This is a genomic window from Sphingobacterium sp. LRF_L2 (assembly GCF_965644235.1).
Lineage (GTDB): Bacteria > Bacteroidota > Bacteroidia > Sphingobacteriales > Sphingobacteriaceae > Sphingobacterium.
In genome coordinates, this window is sequence record NZ_CBFFRI010000005.1 from 237,065 (window position 1) to 254,033 (window position 16,969).

Genomic DNA, 16,969 nt, shown 5'->3' on the forward strand with positions numbered 1-16,969 from the left:
GTTAATGGTCGTGACTTTGTGAAAGGGCTTCTGGATTGATCATGATATGGGCTTTGTAGCTGCCTGCATCCATGAGCCAAGGCATGCCTGGAAGTGCAGGCTTATCTGGAAGGCCGGTACTTGCTGCTGTAGCATAAGGCACATAGATAACGTATCTCCTCCATGCACTATCTATTTCTCCCGTGTCTTCGTTGAGATCGCTCGTTTTTCCCCAGTAACAGAATAGTGTGCTAGGCCCCTGTGGCATGCTTAATTTACCGGCTTTGATCTCTGCCTCACGAACCTCATTTTTTTGTTTGCTGTTCTTGCCTTCGGCTGTCAGTTCGCGACCTCTTGCCATGAAGGGATCCAGACTGGCCGGATAGGCGTAGCTATACAACATTGTTTTGCTGGGCTTAGGTGCTAAACAAACAAAGTCATTGCTGCCCTCGCGTAGGGTGACAAATTTGCCCTCTGCATTATAACCCAAGATTTTCGCTCCTGCTCTTTTCTCGACTGGAGCGGCCATTTCTGCAATCTTTATTTGTAGATCTTGGGGTAAGGAGGGTACGGCTTTAGCGTGTTGCTGCGCCCGACCTTGCACTACGCTAAGGATCAGTAGGCTGACTAGGTAACATATGTTTTTTTTCATAAAGCTGTGTTTTTTGTTTTACGTTGGGACTTAGTGATACAGGCCTATACTTAAATTGACTTGTCCTCGGTTTTGTCCATAATTACTATAATTAGCGTTTTCTAAACGGTATAGATGGGCATAACTTCCTTGTATATACCACTGCACTTTTGGCATTTGCTGAAAACGTACCATGCGTTTGACATCCCAAGAACCTTGGATTTTTGGTGCAACTAGATAGTCAAAATCTGGGTAAAGTATTTGCTCTGCTGTAGTGTTTAAACCTGATTTAGGCGTGTAGTTTAATGATTTCTGTAAGGTTTGATCGTAAGAAAGACGCATATTAAAACGCCAATTGTGCAGACGGTTGTAAGCGATATGCCCGGTAAGAATGAGCTTATCGATCTTTTGTGCACTGATTTGGGTGTAAAGGTAATCTTCCTGTAGGGTTTCGTAACGCGCTCCTGCTCCCCATCGTATGCCGATATCGCCTGTTGGCAATGGTACGGCCCACTGGTATTGCAGGTCTATATCTTTTTTGCTGCGTTGGTATAAAATGCCAGAAAAGGTGGTGATGTATTGGGAACTGCTATTGTCGAATGTCGTATGGTATTCTGTGCCCTCATCTTGCTGTTGTCCAATTGCTAATTTTAGCTGTTGCCAGATGGCATTTTTCTTTAATAAGGTAATACTTGCGCTCGTTTGTCTACTGTCATAGTCTCCTGCCGGCATGGGATATGTACTTCCGTCTCGTGTTGATTCGTTGTATCTTCTGTAATCTGCAGCAGCAGTCAGTTCGTAATACGTGTTAAACTTCTTTTGGTATTGCAGTCCCGCATTCCAGGATTGCCCATTGTAGGCACGTGAAGCCGTGGAAGACACCGGAATAATACCATCATGGATGCTGAGGCCTTTTAGACGATAAATGTTGTGTGACGTAGAAGCTTGTCGGATTTCGATTGCGATATCTTCTTTGTCAAATCCATAGCCAACCTGTGCGCCAATTTTTTGGTTAGCGCTTATTTGCCATAGTGCGGACGGACTGATTTGTAGATTATTCTGATTGCTTAATGGACGAGGATCAATTTGCTTGGCACCCGTAGCTACCCTGAATTTTAGGTCCATACCCAACAGCAATTTATCGTTCAATATAGGAAGAGTGGAGACTTTCGTCTGTAGATCTATAAATTGCTTGTTCCAAGTACCTCCAATGGAATCGGCAAGGATGTAAGGCGTACCTCGATAGGGATCGAGCACTGATGTCCATTGCAGATCTTTGTCTTGTTGCTGTCGGAAGCTGAATTTTCCGTACCAAATGAGGTGCTTTGTTTGCTGATAGCGTTCGGTTTGTAGTGAAAAAGATGCCGACGAGCTAGCTTGCTGAGGACGTCTGAAGTTTCCCCACAAGGCCGATCCCGTGATTTGACTATGACCGGTATTGCCCGCCCTTAAATCGTAAAGTCCTGTTGCGTTTTTTGTTTGCAACAGACTGCTGTAAAATGCTGTTGCTTCCCATATTCCTAGGACATTATTGTTGGCGCTGTCGGGCATGACAGTCGCTTGCCCAAAGAGCCTGCTCGATAGAAGCAGACCCTTGGTCAAGAATATAAGCGTTAGGTACTTTCGTTTGTTTGTCATTACCAACCTTTTGGTGTCGGGGTACTAATCATTTGGAAATCATTGCTGCTGTTGTTGCTATCCTGTAGGACATTTCTGCCGTTGATTGTTGTTTTTATTTTGCGGATTATTGCCTCTCCCGTGTAGCTGTTTGTACAGAATTGGAATCCAGCATCGACGTTGGACGGTAATCTTTTGAAGTTGGATACGGAAGCATTGCTGACACAATCTAAGGCGTCTATAAGTGAATCGACAGGCACTTGTGGATAAGTTCTGGTGGAGGTGCTGTTTGGTTCTGCCACAAGTGGAAGGTTATCTACGCCAGCGTGACGAAAGATAGCGTAACTTGGCCCAAATACTGTTGGAAACCAATCGATAACGGTGGCAATGCCAAAATGTTTCACCAACATGTTAGGTACATCTGGATTATCGGTATCGCGACCCGCAGTTTCCCAATAGACTTCCATATCTGCAATACCTTGACCTAGGTCTACGGGTGAGTTTGGATTGCCTAAGGTTGCGTCGCTTTTATGATTGATTGCTGATCGTGCGATGAGGAAAGATGCGCCTGGAATAACAGGATATGTGGTGCCGTCGCCAGGCACCATAAAGATGTTTTGGAAATAGACAAAATCAGTGTCACCGGCAAAACCACTTGGTTTGGATGATGATGATATATAGGGATTTCCTACGATGTCCCCAACGCATAGCCCATCGGCATAAAGGGTGTCGGCTGAATTGTTATACAACTCTACAAATTGATCGTTGGAATAGGTAGGGCTACCTGAAGCGCCGGTGTAATAGACTTGTTTGATAACCCAACCGCCTGGACTTGAGCCTTTCAAGGCTAATTGTATGCTGCCTGCTTCTTGTATGCTCAGGTTGTTGACTGTGGCACTAAGATATACTTCTCCTTCGAGTCCGGTCAACTCTAAGGCTTCGCTTGTACCGAGGTCTTTTGTTGCGCTGACTTGGTAGGTGCCAGGGAGTAATCCCGTAAAGTTGGCTACTCCTTCGTCATCTGTTGTTACGGATTTGCTCTCTCCTGTAAAACTATTGGTGAGTTTGACCACAGTATTTGCTGCGATCTGGGTTTTGTAGCTGCTTGGATAACTTACTTCTACCGTGTAATCGACCGTAATTGTCGTGTTGTTATCTTTTTTGCAGCTCCAAATGCTGCTTATTAAAATCAGTGCTACGAATTGATAAATTGTTTTCATGTTATTATGTATTTAACCTTTTAAAATAGTTTCATTTGTAATTCTAGACCAAAGAATAGTGCTGGATTCCGCTGTGAGTAGACATTCGTGTATCGATTGCTGCTTTCTATTGGGCGGTGTTTGAATATGTTGTTGGCGAAGAAGGAAAACTGAACGTTTCTGCTTAATTCCTTGGTTAGTCTGAAATTGAATAACCATAAGGGCTTCCAACTTTCGGTGATATAGTATGCATCGGCGATATCTAGGATAATATCTTCGTCGGTTTCCGGGGCTAGTGCTTCGCGCTCGGCCTCGCTCAACCAGTTTACGGATCCATCGGACAGCGAAAGGTAGCCGATGGCATTCTTTTCGTAACCAAGATATTTGTTCTTGTCAATCCAGGTCGTTTGTGCCGTGAGCGTGGCGATGAGGCGAAAGCTTGGAATGTGATGGATAAGCCGGATTGTACTGTTCAGCCTCTCGTCTTCTTTGCCTCGCCCTGCAGGATAAATACCAACACGTTGCCGTTGTTGGCTACTTATGACTGATTTTTTTAACATGTAAAATGTTTGCTGAGTTGACTTGCTATTCATCCAGGCACCATTGATAACAATGGAAGTATTTAGGGCATCTATTCGGCCGAAGTCAACATCAAACTCGATTCCTTTATTCGTCAGTTCTCGCCCGTTGGTGGGTCTCTGAAAACTAACGAAGTAATTGTTGTAAGCTGTTGGTGATTCACTAACGACGGGCTTGCTGCCCTCGGGTCTTGATGTGACACTGTATAGCGGAACATTCAGTATTTGATAGGAGCTGAGATCGTCTTGATAATCGTAAGCGTTTATGGTACGTTCATGATACCCGGTTACTTGTATACGTTGTTTGTTTTTGTGCCAAGTAAATCCGAGTTCTTTTTTATGGTTGACGGCCATCTTGAGGTCTTCGTTAACGGTTGGGAAAACATAGGTGCTGACCAATACAAGTCGTTCAGCTACATTTTCGCTCGTGTGGTTGAGACTTATTGCATCGAAATAGGCGTTTTGTGGATAGAGGTAGGCAAGTGTTGGGGACTTCGCCGCTAATCCATAACCCGCACGAATGCGAAGCTGTTTACTGAGATCATAACTGGCATTGATCCTTGGGGATAATACCTGCGCAAAACGGCTGTCAAAAATATAACGGGGCTGTATGTTGTCATACCGTAATCCAAGTTGGATGTCTAACATGCGTTGAGCCAGTGGAATACTGATCTTATCCTCAGCATAAAGCGATAACTGATGTAAGCCCGGGATGCTCTTGTAGGATCGTGGACGTGTGCCTACGCCGGTTGCTAAAGAGGGAGGAGTGTCTTCTGCATAGATTTTACCATCTCCGAAGTTATCATTTGTACGCCACTCTGCTCCCATTAATATCCTATGCTGTGTAGGCCCCATGTGTAAGAAAAACTCATTGTTTACACGTGCAAAAAAATTGAGGGGTTTACCATCTATCCAGAGTTGACTCTGATAGACGCCGTTAACTAAGGTGGCTTCATTTAATCCATTCTCCATCGCATACACGATGGGAAAGCCTCCCGACTCGAGTGATTCTTGAAAACCTTTTTGATGGGTATAGTCCAGTGAGACTGTATAGGTAAGTTGTCTGGAAAATTTTCGTTTTGTTTCCCAGGTACCATTTTGATACAGTCGGTAGCTATAATCGGAGGCTTTATTGCTGATGACAGATACATCATTTGGGTCGACTTTCTTTTGTCCTATGTTAGCGCTGTAAGAGAATCCGGTTTGCAGACGGAAGGTTGCATCGGTACCGACTATTTTTTCGTGTACCAGATTGCTGGTATAGCGGTTGAAAGTTTGGCTGGAATAGCGTTGATCGGAGACTGCGCGCGTATAGTCTAGATCGATGTTAACGACGCCGCTGTTGTGCGGAAGAGCAAATCCTTTTCCTGCGAAAAACTGACGTAACGTAGGGTTGACGCGTGTTTTGATTTCCAATGGCATTTCTCCCACGCGTGTTTTGACGATAATTGCGCCTGAAGTCAAGTCGCCGTAGCGTACCGAAGGGATTCCTCGTATAACCTCCACGGATTCTATGTTGTCGGCAGATAGCTGCCTAAAATCGACTCCGGCACCGGCTGTGGTGGCAAATGAGGCGTTCACGCCACCGGTCGCGGAGTTGCTAAACTGCATGTTTGCATTGTTGCTGATCGGTACACCATTGATGAGTAAGGCTGTGCCCAAACTTCCGCTATTGCTGGTGTTTATCTCGCGTAAGGATACTTTGTTGACACTGGTGAGTGCAGGATTCTGGGCTAATTTTCCAGGGAGGAGCTGCATGACGTCTGCAAGGCTTGTTGCTTGGACGTGATCGATAGCCATACGGTCGATCGTTGAGCGTGTGGCTTCGCCTCCCTCTTGGTTTTCTCTTGCGGTGACAGCTATCTCCTCCAAATTTAAATTTGCTAAACGCATCACGATACTATCTGTTGTCGGAGAGCTTGTTGGCTTGGTTTCTAGCCTGCTGCGACCTGCTTCATAACCGATGCGTTGCACCTGTATGGTGTAGGTGCCTGTTGGGATTTTGGAAAAAATAAATTTTCCCTCGGTATTGGTCTGTGTTTTTAAACCAAGCTCTTCGAGTGTGATGTTTGTGTATGGCAACGGGAGCTTGGACACACTATCGTAGACGACCGCTGCAATGCTAAATAAGGTTTCTTGCTCTTGCATTAAGGACTGAGACCAGTAATTCGGAGCTTGTAGAATGCTGTAGTATTTGCTTCCTGTATGTTTTGCTAATAATCCAATAGGTTCTAATACTTCTTTCAGGAGCTTCTCTACAGGAACGTTTTTATTTAGAGGACGACTAAACACGACTTTGTGTTGTATATCCGTGTGCTTGTAGACGAAACGAACTTGGTATTGTTTCTCGATAGCGGAAAGGAAATCAGTTAAGGGCAACCGTGTTTGAGCGTTTGAATTTGTTACGCTAAATAAAATATAAAGGGTAAGGAGTACGTATCTTGGACAGATGAAAGACTTGAACATATTAAGGGGTGCTAAGATCTGTGGATTGTGTGTGTACTTCTTTGTCTAGCAAGGTGGATAGACTTTTTAACAGCTGATTTTGCGACGAAAAAGGAAGAACCCCATCTAATAACTGTGTCGTATCTACCGATGTAGGTAACATGATTTGATTTCCAAAAACTTCCCTGTTGATACGTAATACTTCAAATAAGGGTGTTTTTTGAAGTGTCAGCTCTTGCTGTTGCCAATTGGCAACGAATGCAGGTTTTTCCTTCAGTTGAAATCCAGCATCGGATAAGGTCACTTCTTCGCCGGGTTTGAGCAGGGCCGTTTGATGATCTTTAGTGACGCGAACGGAGCCGCTTTCTAAATAAATACTGACCTGCTGGTATTGGCTGTTGATATGAAAGGTAGTTCCCAAGACTTCTACATGCCCGTTTTGGTTGGTATGCACGATAAATTGATCGGATGGATGAACTTTTGTTCCTTTTTGGTGCAGATGTTTTACCTTGAAATATGCATTTCCTTCTAACCACACTTCACGTTGTTCTTCTTTATGCCAAGATTTTTTGGTGCGAAGCGTCGCTTTTCCAACTAAGACGATGCTGCTGCTGTCAGGCAGCGTAATTTCTGTCCGACGACCATATTCATTTTTGTATTCAAGGGCTGCTGCGGAGGTTGTCCGCCCGTAATAGTGTAAGTAGGCAAATAGCATGCATAGTGGAATCAAACAGGCAGCTATACGTAGTATCATTTTGTTGTTGGGGAAACGCTTTATGATTTTTTTGTCATCCGCTGGAGAACTTATGGCAGATTCAATAGTGTCCCAATTGGCTCTCTTGATAGCGTTATGGCTTTGTTGTAGTGGCGTCGCCATCGTTAAAATGAATTCCTTCGCTTCTTTTATGCATTCTGCTTTATGGGGGTTATCCTGTATGAACGTGTTCCAGTATGGGGCATTCGTTTGGTAAAGAACCCATTCTTTAAAATCGCTATCGGCTAAAAAATCTAACATTTCAAAATCTTCGTGTGAAGGCATAGTATCGTGTTCTTTATTTATATACAGTTTAAATAAGGATAATTGCCCCATGAAGAAAAAATAGATGCATTTTAATTTGTGTACATTATATTGCTATAAGGCGAAAATGTTGTGATATAGCGATCTACTAGCTATCATACCGGAAAGAAAGAACTTTTGACAAGATCATTGATGTTTAACCCCTAAAAAGGGGCGGGCATGCCAGAGAAAGGACTCTTTCGCATGTTTTTTTTGATAGTATAGTATTTTAGTAGAGAATGTATATATTTACAAAAAATTAAACTAAACCCTTACCGCTGCGATTGCAATTATGAAGTATACAAGTGAAAATTTTCTGCTTGATGACTTCCGCTCAGGGAAGGAACCAGCTTTTGCTCATATCTTTCATCGTTACTATAATCGTATATGTTTGTTTGCTTCCAGTTTTGTGGATGAAACAAAGGAGGCGGAGGATCTAGCAGAAGAGAGTTTCCTGAAACTCTGGCAGGGTAAACGGGATTTTGAAACGCTCGACCATCTCAAGGCGGCTTTATACCAAACCACCCGCAGGCTTGGTATCAACTATCAAACGGCGCGACTCCGCCGTACCCAACGAATTGCGAAGTATGCAGCCGAGCAGGAACAAGTGGAAGAAAGTCAGTTGCAGCAAATTGTCTATGTGGAAGCAATGGCGGAATTGCATCAAGCACTGTCGAAACTTCCGCCTAAAGCCCAGCAAATTATCCGAGCCACCTATTTGGACGGAAAAAGCAATCAAGAAGTGGCCGATGAAATGAATTTACAGTTGCAGACGGTTAAAAATCAGAAATTGCGCGCTTTGGCGCTGTTGCGGAAAGAATTGGGGCGAGAATCTTTTCATTTTTTGCTGGCTGGTTTGTTTTTATTTGAAAAAATGTAGCAAATTTTATTTTTTTCTTTAGTACTTTTTTAAATCGGTGTGGTATTTATAAAAAGAAAGAGGAAAATATGTCGTATAAAAAGGAAGAAGAGTCGATTTATGTTGCTAAAATTATTGTAAAGGAGCTGCAAGGGCTTGCTACTGCCGAAGAATTATTGTTTTTAGAATCTTGGGTAAAGCAATCGGAAGACAATAGAGTTATTTTTGAAGCTTGTAAAGATAGCGGAAAGCTCCAGTCTGTAGAATCCCAATTCAGAAAATATGATAGTAAAAAGGCATATAACCACGTTTTAAAGCGGTCAGGAATAACGACGAATGCGACACGCGTCCAAAAAATACAGCGATGGATCCCTTATTTAGCGGCAGCAGTTGTGTTGTTGGTCTTCGCTTTTAGCTTTTATTGGTTCAAGAGCAATCAAACGATGCCATCCACTGTTGCTGATGTAGAAAGTTACGCGCCCGCGGGCAATAAAGCTACCATTCAATTGTCTGATGGCCGTACATTTCAGCTGGATGAGCATAGAGAGGGGGTACAGATTGATCAGAGGGGTGTGCGTTATAGCGACGGCAAATCACTGGTGGAGACGCCGGCGGTGGTGCATGCTAAGATTAGTACACCGCGTGGGGGAGTGTATCAAGTGACACTTCCTGATGGTAGTATCGTTAAATTGAATGCGGGGAGTTCTCTTACGTATCCTAGTGTTTTTCAGGGAGAAAATAGGGTGGTATCCTTGGAAGGGGAGGCCTACTTTGCCGTTGCCAAAAAGGAAAATCAACCTTTTATTGTGCAGGCGCGAGGACAGCAGGTGAAGGTATTGGGTACGCATTTTAATGTGGCGGCTTATGCGGAGGATGAACAGGTTAAAACAACATTGGTGGAAGGTCGTGTCGTGGTAAATCGAACGCATACAGATGGTCTTCTTCTTGCGCCAGGCGAGCAAGCTTTATTGCAGGGCGGAAAATTGTATAAGCAAGCAGTTGATGTGGAGCAAGAACTGGCTTGGTTTCACGGTAAATTTAATTTCGATGGTAAAAGTCTACGGCAAGTGATGACAGAGCTTGGCCGCTGGTACGATGTAGATGTCGTCTACCAGGGGGCTGTTCCTCAGGTAGAATTTTATGGGGGAACTTTCCGGGATGTTCAACTTGTTACCATATTGCGGGTGTTGAAAAATCACAATTTAAATTATACGCTGACGGCGGATCGCCGATTAGTAATATCGGCCTCAAACGAGGTTAAATAGAAAGGAGGAGATTTTAAGAAAAGGAAAAGCTGTTAAAAAGTCGAAGAGGTAGTTGCAATACCCCTTCGAACATATGGTTGGCAAAGAGCTGGCCATAAAAATTAAATCGTATCGGACCAAGTCCATCACTAACCTTAACAAAATTAATGAATATAAGTTACTTTTTGCGAGTGATCAAGCTAAGCGCATTCCTAATTTTTGTCGCATTCCTACAGGTCGGCAATGCGAGTTATGCCCAAAACATTACCTATTCTGGACGAAATGTGCCCCTACGGACAGTCTTGCAAGTTGTTAAACAGCAGACTTCTTATGAGGTTTTGGGAACAAAAGACCTACTGGATAAGGCTCATCCTGTATCTGTGGCGGTGAAAAATATGCCGCTTACTCATTTCTTGGATAAGCTATTCCAAACACAGGATATTCAGTACGCTATTGTTGATAAAACGATTTTACTGGAAAAGAAGCCTATTGTTAAATCGAAACAAATGACGCAGGGAACGTCTATCGGACTTGATTTTCAACAAGCCATACGGGGATTGGTCGTGGGGAAAAATCAACAGCCATTAGCTGGGGTATCGGTTACGGCGAATGGCTTGACGGTGGCTGTAGCCGATCATGATGGTCATTTTTCGCTGAAACAGACCGCAGGAGAGTTAAAGAAAATTACCTTGACCATGTTGGGGTATAAGACCCTTGTTATTTCCTTGCAGGAGGATAAGTTTGATTATAACATCCAAATGGAGGAGGAGTCTAGTGAAGTGGAACAGGTGGTGATAACGGGGTATCAGGTCATAAAAAAAGATTCGTACACGGGAACTGCGGTCACGAAAAGTGGGGAGGAATTGCGGCAGGTCAATCCGCAAAACGTTTTGCAGGCAATGCAGGTGTTTGATCCTTCTTTTAAATTGTTGGATAATAATTTGTCGGGCGCGAACCCGAATGCGATCCCTACTATTAATGTACGTGGGTCATCCTCATTACCTACGGGCAATAATGAAATTCTTCGACGGGATAATGTAACAGGTACGGTGAATATGCCTGCTTTTATTTTGGATGGTTTTGAGGTAGGTGTTCAGAAGGTGTTGGATCTGGATATGACTCGTATCGAGAGTGTCACGATTTTAAAAGACGCTGCGGCAACTGCCGTGTATGGATCTAGAGCAGCGAATGGGGTCATGGTTATCACGACTAAAGCACCTAAAGATGGAGCGTTGCGGTTGACGTATACGCATGAAAGTAATGTCAATATGCCTGATTTGACGGGCTACGATGTGTTGAATGCTGCGGAAAAGTTGGAGTACGAACGGTTGGCGGGTTTGTATGATGCGACTATACAGAATCAATCACAGGATGATCTGGATGAAATGTATTACCAAAAGTTGGCGAATGTGCTGGGAGGAGTCGATACGTATTGGTTATCACAGCCTGTGCGCACTGCTGTTGGTCAGAAACATGGTTTGTATGTGGAAGGTGGATCTTCTGCTTTTCGCTATGGTATAGACCTCCGCTATCAGACTCGTCCAGGGGTAATGAAAGGTTCTGCAAGGAACCAGTACTCGGGCGGACTGAATTTTAGTTACAACTTGAAAAATAGGTCGAGATTTCAAAATGAGCTTTCGGTTACGGTGGTACAGGGACAGGAGTCACCTTATGGAGATTTTTCCACATATGTACGCATGAATCCATATTATCGGATGTCTGATGGGAATGGAAATATCGTGCAAGAATCGGATATGTGGACGCGGGTACAGAGCTCTGGTGCTCGACAGTCGGAGTATGTGCTTAATCCACTTTACAATGCAACGCTTCACAGTTTTGACAATCTTGGCTATACCGAAATTGTAGATAATCTTTCCGGTGATTTTACGCTGGCAGAAGGATTAAATCTGCGCGGTCAAGTGAGTTTGCTGAAACGCATGAATACAGCGGATAACTTCTTGTCGCCATTGGCTAATGAATTTTACTTTTATCCGGCATCACAAACGGATGAAAAGGGGAGTTATAGTAGTTATACCAATAATGAATTGTATTGGGATGCGAATATCCGTTTGAATTGGTTGAAACAGATCGGCAAGCACGCTGTCAATACAGTTGCTGGTACCAACATCCGAACGGAGCGGGCCGATGCTCGTTCGTTTACTGCAATAGGTTTTCCTAACGATCGCTTTACAAGCATCGGTTTCGCTAAAGGCTACGCTGATAACGCGAGTCCTTGGAGTAGTTTAGCCCAGTCGCGCTTGTTTGGTGCTTTTGCCAGTACAAATTATTCTTATGCGAATAAATATCTTATGGATGCAACGGTGCGTATGGACGGTTCTTCTAAGTTTGGATCGAACAGACGAATTGCTCCGTTTTGGTCGGTAGGGATTGGATGGAATATGCATCAGGAATCTTGGCTACAAAACAGCTTCGTTAGTCAGTTACGTTTACGTGCGACAACTGGACTTACAGGTTCTGTACAGTTTTCGCCTTTTATGTCGAAGACGATTTATAGCTATGATCAAGACAACTGGTATTCTTCGGGTATTGGCGCTGTTGTGGGCAATTATGGAAATCCGGATCTTACTTGGCAAAGAACACAAAATACGGATGTCGGATTGGATTTGGGATTGTTTGCGGATCGTATTTTTATTTCCTCCCGATTGTATTATAGATTGACAAAAGATATTCTCGCCGATATTTCTCTGGCACCTTCTACAGGATTTGGTTCGTATAAAGAAAATTTGGGCGATATGGAAAATCGAGGTTTCGAGATTAACGCCAATTTAATCGCTGTCCGTAACGAAAAATGGACAGTGAGTTTTATGGCTAATGTGGTGCAAAATAACAACAAAATTGTGCGGATATCCAATACGTTAAAGAGCTATAATGACCGTGTTAATGAGGCGCAACAAGACGCTGCGTTGATGGGCGTACCTCTATTGCGTTACAACGAGGGGCAGTCTATGGATGCGATCTATGCGGTTCCTTCATTGGGTATAGATCCGGAAAATGGTCGCGAAGTCTTCGTCAAAAAGGATGGATCGTTGACCTACGATTGGAATGCTAGAGATATTGCTGTTGTGGCAGTAGCAACCCCAAAATTAGAGGGCTTTTGGGGTGGAACAGTGCGTTATAAACAAATTACAGCGGTAGCTTACTTTCAGGTCAGGATGGGAGGTAAGATGTACAACCAAACACTAGTAGATCGTGTGGAAAATGCAGATCCTAGGTATAATGTGGATCGTAGAGTATTGGAGGAGAAATGGAAAAATCCCGGGGATGTTACTTTCTATAAAAGTATCAGTGATTTAGGACAGACTAGGGTGTCTTCTCGTTTTATCATGCCCGATAACCTTTTTGCTCTGCAGTCGCTGTTTTTGTCTTATGATATGAGCCGTGCTTTTGCACAAAAGCTGTCTTTATCTACGCTGCGTCTAGGCGTTACAGCAAATGATATTTTTCGTTGGTCTTCGGTTCAGCAAGAACGCGGAATCAATTATCCTTTTGCCCGCAGTATCAGCTTCACTTTACAAGCGGCACTTTAACTATGGTATTCACACTAGCTACATTTAAAATGAAAAATTTAATATTAGGAATAGCTGCAGCAGCTTTTCTTCTTGCGACGTCGTGTACGAAATGGCTTGATGTACAACCGGAGAGTGATATTGATCAGTCGGTTTTGTTTACGACAGAAGAGGGATTTAAAGAGGCGCTATTAGGGGTTTACACGCGCTGTGCAAAGACAGATTTGTATGGTAAGGAATTGACGATTGGTACCCCGGAGGTTTTGGCCCAAAATTATACCATTGCTAGTTTCGACAATTACCGGTATTTGCAGACGAAGAATTATAAATACGACGATGGCAATTTTATCAGTCGCAAGGACAATATATGGAAGGGGTTGTACCACGGAATTGTGAATGCTAATCTAATCTTGGAGCAGATCGATCAAAAGCAACAGCTGTTTCTAGAGAATAATTACCAGTTAATCAAAGGAGAAGCCTTGGCCCTTCGAGCGTACTTACATTTTGATGCATTAAGGTTGTTTGCTCCATCTTTTCTAACTGGAGCCGATTCTGAGGGGATTCCTTATGTTACCAGTTACTCAAACAAGGTTACTAAAATGTATAAAGTACGGGAGGTTTTGGATTCTGCACTGCGTGATCTTGAAATGGCGAAGGCTTTACTGGAGGATGATCCAATAAGAAAGGCTTCCTATGTTGTAGGGTATCCTACAGTAAACGATACGCTTCGGAATACGGAATTGGACAATCGAAGTCTTTTTCTTCAAAATCGTCGGCACCGTCTAAACTATTTTGCAGTATGTGGTGCATTAGCACGTATATACTTGTACAAAGGGGATAAAACAAAAGCATTGCTGAATGCGCAAGCAGTAATCGACGCAAAGAAGTTTCCTTGGACTAACGCGACCGATTTCTTGGCGGTAGATGATAACAAGAAGGACAGGATTTTCTACAAAGAACTTCTTTTTGCTTGGTATATACCGGGGTTAACAAATGACTATAACAGTAATTGGTTTGCTTCAAGTAATAATGGAATGTATTTGGAACAGGATGATGGTCGCGCGATTTATGAAGCTTCTGGTGTAGGAGGAACGGATATGCGTTATGCACAATGGTTTGGTACGGTTGGTTTGGGATCGTCGTACATATCCGAAGTGCTAAAATATAGAAGAAGTACGTTGAGTGAGAATTTTGAAGCGAATCTACATTACTTGGTTGCACCGGCAATACGCTTGAGCGAGCTGTATTACATTGCTGCCGAGTGTACATATGCCACTGATCCCACGAAGGCGGTTGCTTACCTTGATGAGGTTCGTTTACATCGTGGAATAGGACAGAAAATACAGGTGACGAATGAGAGTGAGCTGCGAACGGAACTGCTGAAGGAATACAGGAAGGAGATGTATGGAGAAGGACAATTATTCTATGCATTCAAGAGGCTGAACGCAAATATTGTGGGATTGCAAGGAACCACCGTTCCTGCGAGTCAGGTTATTTTTGTCTGGCCTTTGCCTGACGATGAGATTATTTATGGACAACGTTAATCGAAATGACCAAATGAAAAAAATAATTATTTATCTCTATATCGCCTGCTTTTGTGCACTGTCATTTTGTGGCTGCGAAAAAGCATCGTTGGTGACTTATGATCAAGATGCTAATATTTACTTTGATCTCAGTCAGAGTAATCGCGACAGTATTGTTTACACTTTTGCTTATGATATGACGAAAGCGTTGGATACGCTACTTATTCCTGTTCGCATTATGGGGAATCGTGTTGCTAAAATGCGGGATTTTGAGGCCTATGTAGAGCGGGATTCTTCCACAGCCGTGGCTGATTTGCATTATAAAACATTAAGTAGTGCTTATAGCCTTGAGGCGAGTCAAGGCCGAGGAAGTCTGCCTTTGATCATTTATAATGTGCCTGATTTGGAGGAAAAGTCGGTGTCGCTTATCCTGAAATTGAAAGAGAGTGTGGATTTCGGCATTGATAATCCTCGGCTTATTCGCGCCCGGATCGTTCTTTCTGCCCGTTTGGAAAAACCGAATTGGTGGGATATGTGGCTTACGAACTACTCGCGTGTAAAGCATCAACTCTTTATGATCGTTACCGAGCAGACGTCCCTGAGTATGATCGGACTTGAAGCACCTAAAAATCTGTATTTCGCTAACCTTTTGACGATGATGTTAAATGATCCTTTTAAATGGGTTGCTAATAATCCTCAAAAAGGTTACGTGCTGACAACAGATGATAATGGAGCTACTTATGCTTTTTATCACAAAGAAAATCCGGCAAGGACTATGGTGCTCAAGAAAAACGAGGGGGCCGGGCGTTATTACTTTATAGATGAATTAGGAAAGGAGGTGAGATAATATGAGCGATTTAAATCAATATAAAAGAGGTGTTATCCATGTTCTGCTTAGCTGTGTTACGTTGTGGTTCTTTGCAAATTGCTACAAGGACAAAGGAAATTATGAGATCGATATACCCGATCGTCCTCTTGTAGCAGAATTGGATACATTATACGAAGCAACGGTAGGGGACAGCCTAGTCATCGTTCCTAAAATAACGGGGTTGGATACCTCAGAGGTTGACGGATTGTGGCGTATTGACGTGCCTGAGGCAGTATCTGCTGATTTGTATCACTACGAAGGTAAAGCGTTACGGATTGTATTTGGATTACAGGCAAAGTTATATACGGCACGCTTGACGCTGACAAATAAAGCAAATGGTATGAAGTATTTCTATAACTTCAAAATTCAGGGGCGAACAGAATTTTCACGCGGTTCTTTGGTGCTGAGTGTTGACGGGGGAATTACAAAGCTGTCGTTTATTAAGCCGGATAGCACGGTTCAGCCTAATATTTACGAGGCGCTTAATAATAAGCAGTTACCTGCTGATCCCTTACATATTCATTATTTGAGCAATCAATTTACAGGAGGAACTCCCCTGGGGTATTGGATCATTAGTAAACATGCTGGTGTGCGGCTTGATGTGAATAACCTGAAAGAAGACGAGCTTCGCCCTGCTACTTTGCGGGATAACTTTTTCCTGGCTCCCGAACAGATGGAAGTTGGTAGTTTACAAGGTTACCAGATGGGAACGCTCTTAGGGGTAATCAATGGGAAGTTTTATAATGGTACCACTTCTACCTGGGATCAATCAACAACATATGGGATGTTTGGAACTTATGCGGATGGTGAATATGAACTGTCTCCAAATTTTGTGCTGAGTTATATCAACGGTGCTTTTAGCATTATTGCTTTTGAAAAGATTAAAAAACAGTTTGTTCGTATTAATCTTTACGGTGGTGCCATGTATTTCGGTACGCAGTATTCTGTTGTTGGAGCGGAGATCTTTGATCCTACAGATGTTAAGTTGGATCTGTTGCAGTTGGTACAGATTAATAGTGCTGATACTTATGCTTATATGCGCGATGCGAATGGAGCTATTTATGAATTGAAATTCAATGTGAATTTTGATGGTCCATTTTTGTTTACGGCGGGGCATAAACGTGCTTTTGTACGACCTGAGTGGATGAGCGAGCAAACAAAGATGTTGGCTACGCGCAACGGGAATATCTATGTAGCTTATCAAAATAAGGTGTACCGTTATACGCCTATTAATCAGCAAGTGCAAGAACTGGCGACGGCCTTTGCGCAAAACGTGACGATGATGAAGTTAAGTGATAACGAAAATACGCTGGTGGTAGGCGCTGGTCAGCGCATTTACTACCTCGATATCCAAGTGGGTAAAAATGGCGTACTGACGGGGCAGATCGATGGTATTCCAGGGAATCCGGTAGATATGACTTGGAGAAATTAAATAATATAAA

The 16,969-nt window shown here is 43.2% G+C and carries 11 protein-coding genes; 6 read left to right on the plus strand and 5 right to left on the minus strand.

Features of this window, described 5'->3' with window-relative positions:
- Nucleotide 1: 1 nt before the first annotated feature.
- From ACSZOX_RS12410 to ACSZOX_RS12430, 5 genes are read right to left on the minus strand one after another with little or no spacing between them, the layout of a single operon-like run.
- A complete protein-coding gene (locus ACSZOX_RS12410) occupies nucleotides 2-631 on the minus strand; it encodes a hypothetical protein (RefSeq protein WP_437920303.1) in 630 nt (209 codons plus the stop codon).
- A gap of 30 nt (nucleotides 632-661) precedes the next feature.
- The gene (locus ACSZOX_RS12415; protein ID WP_437920304.1) at nucleotides 662-2,248 is read right to left on the minus strand and encodes a DUF6850 family outer membrane beta-barrel protein; all 1,587 of its coding nucleotides are present in this window, start codon (nucleotides 2,246-2,248) and stop codon (nucleotides 662-664) included.
- Nucleotides 2,248-3,447: a DUF4876 domain-containing protein gene (locus tag ACSZOX_RS12420; protein WP_437920305.1), complete on the minus strand. Its 1,200-nt coding sequence runs from the start codon at nucleotides 3,445-3,447 to the stop codon at nucleotides 2,248-2,250. Before ACSZOX_RS12420 ends, ACSZOX_RS12415 begins: the two co-directional genes overlap by 1 nt.
- A gap of 20 nt (nucleotides 3,448-3,467) precedes the next feature.
- Entirely contained in the window at nucleotides 3,468-6,470 is a 3,003-nt protein-coding gene (locus ACSZOX_RS12425; RefSeq protein ID WP_437920306.1) for a TonB-dependent receptor, read from the minus strand.
- A 1-nt stretch (nucleotide 6,471) separates the two neighbouring features.
- Complete coding sequence (locus ACSZOX_RS12430) at nucleotides 6,472-7,488, minus strand: FecR family protein (protein WP_437920307.1); 1,017 nt, start codon at nucleotides 7,486-7,488, stop codon at nucleotides 6,472-6,474.
- A 310-nt stretch (nucleotides 7,489-7,798) separates the two neighbouring features.
- On the opposite strand from ACSZOX_RS12430, the gene ACSZOX_RS12435 reads away from it, so the two are divergent.
- The 6 genes from ACSZOX_RS12435 to ACSZOX_RS12460 all read left to right on the plus strand — a co-directional run bounded on the left by ACSZOX_RS12435 (nucleotide 7,799) and on the right by ACSZOX_RS12460 (nucleotide 16,959).
- On the plus strand, nucleotides 7,799-8,386 hold the full coding sequence (locus ACSZOX_RS12435) for an RNA polymerase sigma factor (RefSeq protein WP_437920308.1): 588 nt from the start codon (nucleotides 7,799-7,801) through the stop codon (nucleotides 8,384-8,386).
- Between the two features lie 68 nt (nucleotides 8,387-8,454).
- On the plus strand, nucleotides 8,455-9,630 hold the full coding sequence (locus ACSZOX_RS12440; protein WP_437920309.1) for a FecR family protein: 1,176 nt from the start codon (nucleotides 8,455-8,457) through the stop codon (nucleotides 9,628-9,630).
- A 146-nt stretch (nucleotides 9,631-9,776) separates the two neighbouring features.
- Nucleotides 9,777-13,157 carry a SusC/RagA family TonB-linked outer membrane protein gene (locus ACSZOX_RS12445; RefSeq protein ID WP_437920310.1) on the plus strand — a complete coding sequence of 1,127 codons (3,381 nt, stop codon included), beginning with the start codon at nucleotides 9,777-9,779 and terminating at the stop codon, nucleotides 13,155-13,157.
- A 29-nt stretch (nucleotides 13,158-13,186) separates the two neighbouring features.
- Nucleotides 13,187-14,680, plus strand: coding sequence for a RagB/SusD family nutrient uptake outer membrane protein (locus ACSZOX_RS12450; RefSeq protein ID WP_437920311.1), 1,494 nt, complete (start codon nucleotides 13,187-13,189; stop codon nucleotides 14,678-14,680).
- Nucleotides 14,681-14,693: 13 nt separating this feature from the next.
- On the plus strand, nucleotides 14,694-15,506 hold the full coding sequence (locus ACSZOX_RS12455) for a DUF4843 domain-containing protein (RefSeq protein ID WP_437920312.1): 813 nt from the start codon (nucleotides 14,694-14,696) through the stop codon (nucleotides 15,504-15,506).
- A 1-nt stretch (nucleotide 15,507) separates the two neighbouring features.
- Nucleotides 15,508-16,959 (plus strand): PKD-like family lipoprotein, encoded by a 1,452-nt coding sequence (locus ACSZOX_RS12460; protein ID WP_437920313.1) that lies wholly within the window; start codon nucleotides 15,508-15,510, stop codon nucleotides 16,957-16,959.
- The last annotated feature ends 10 nt before the right edge of the window (nucleotides 16,960-16,969 follow it).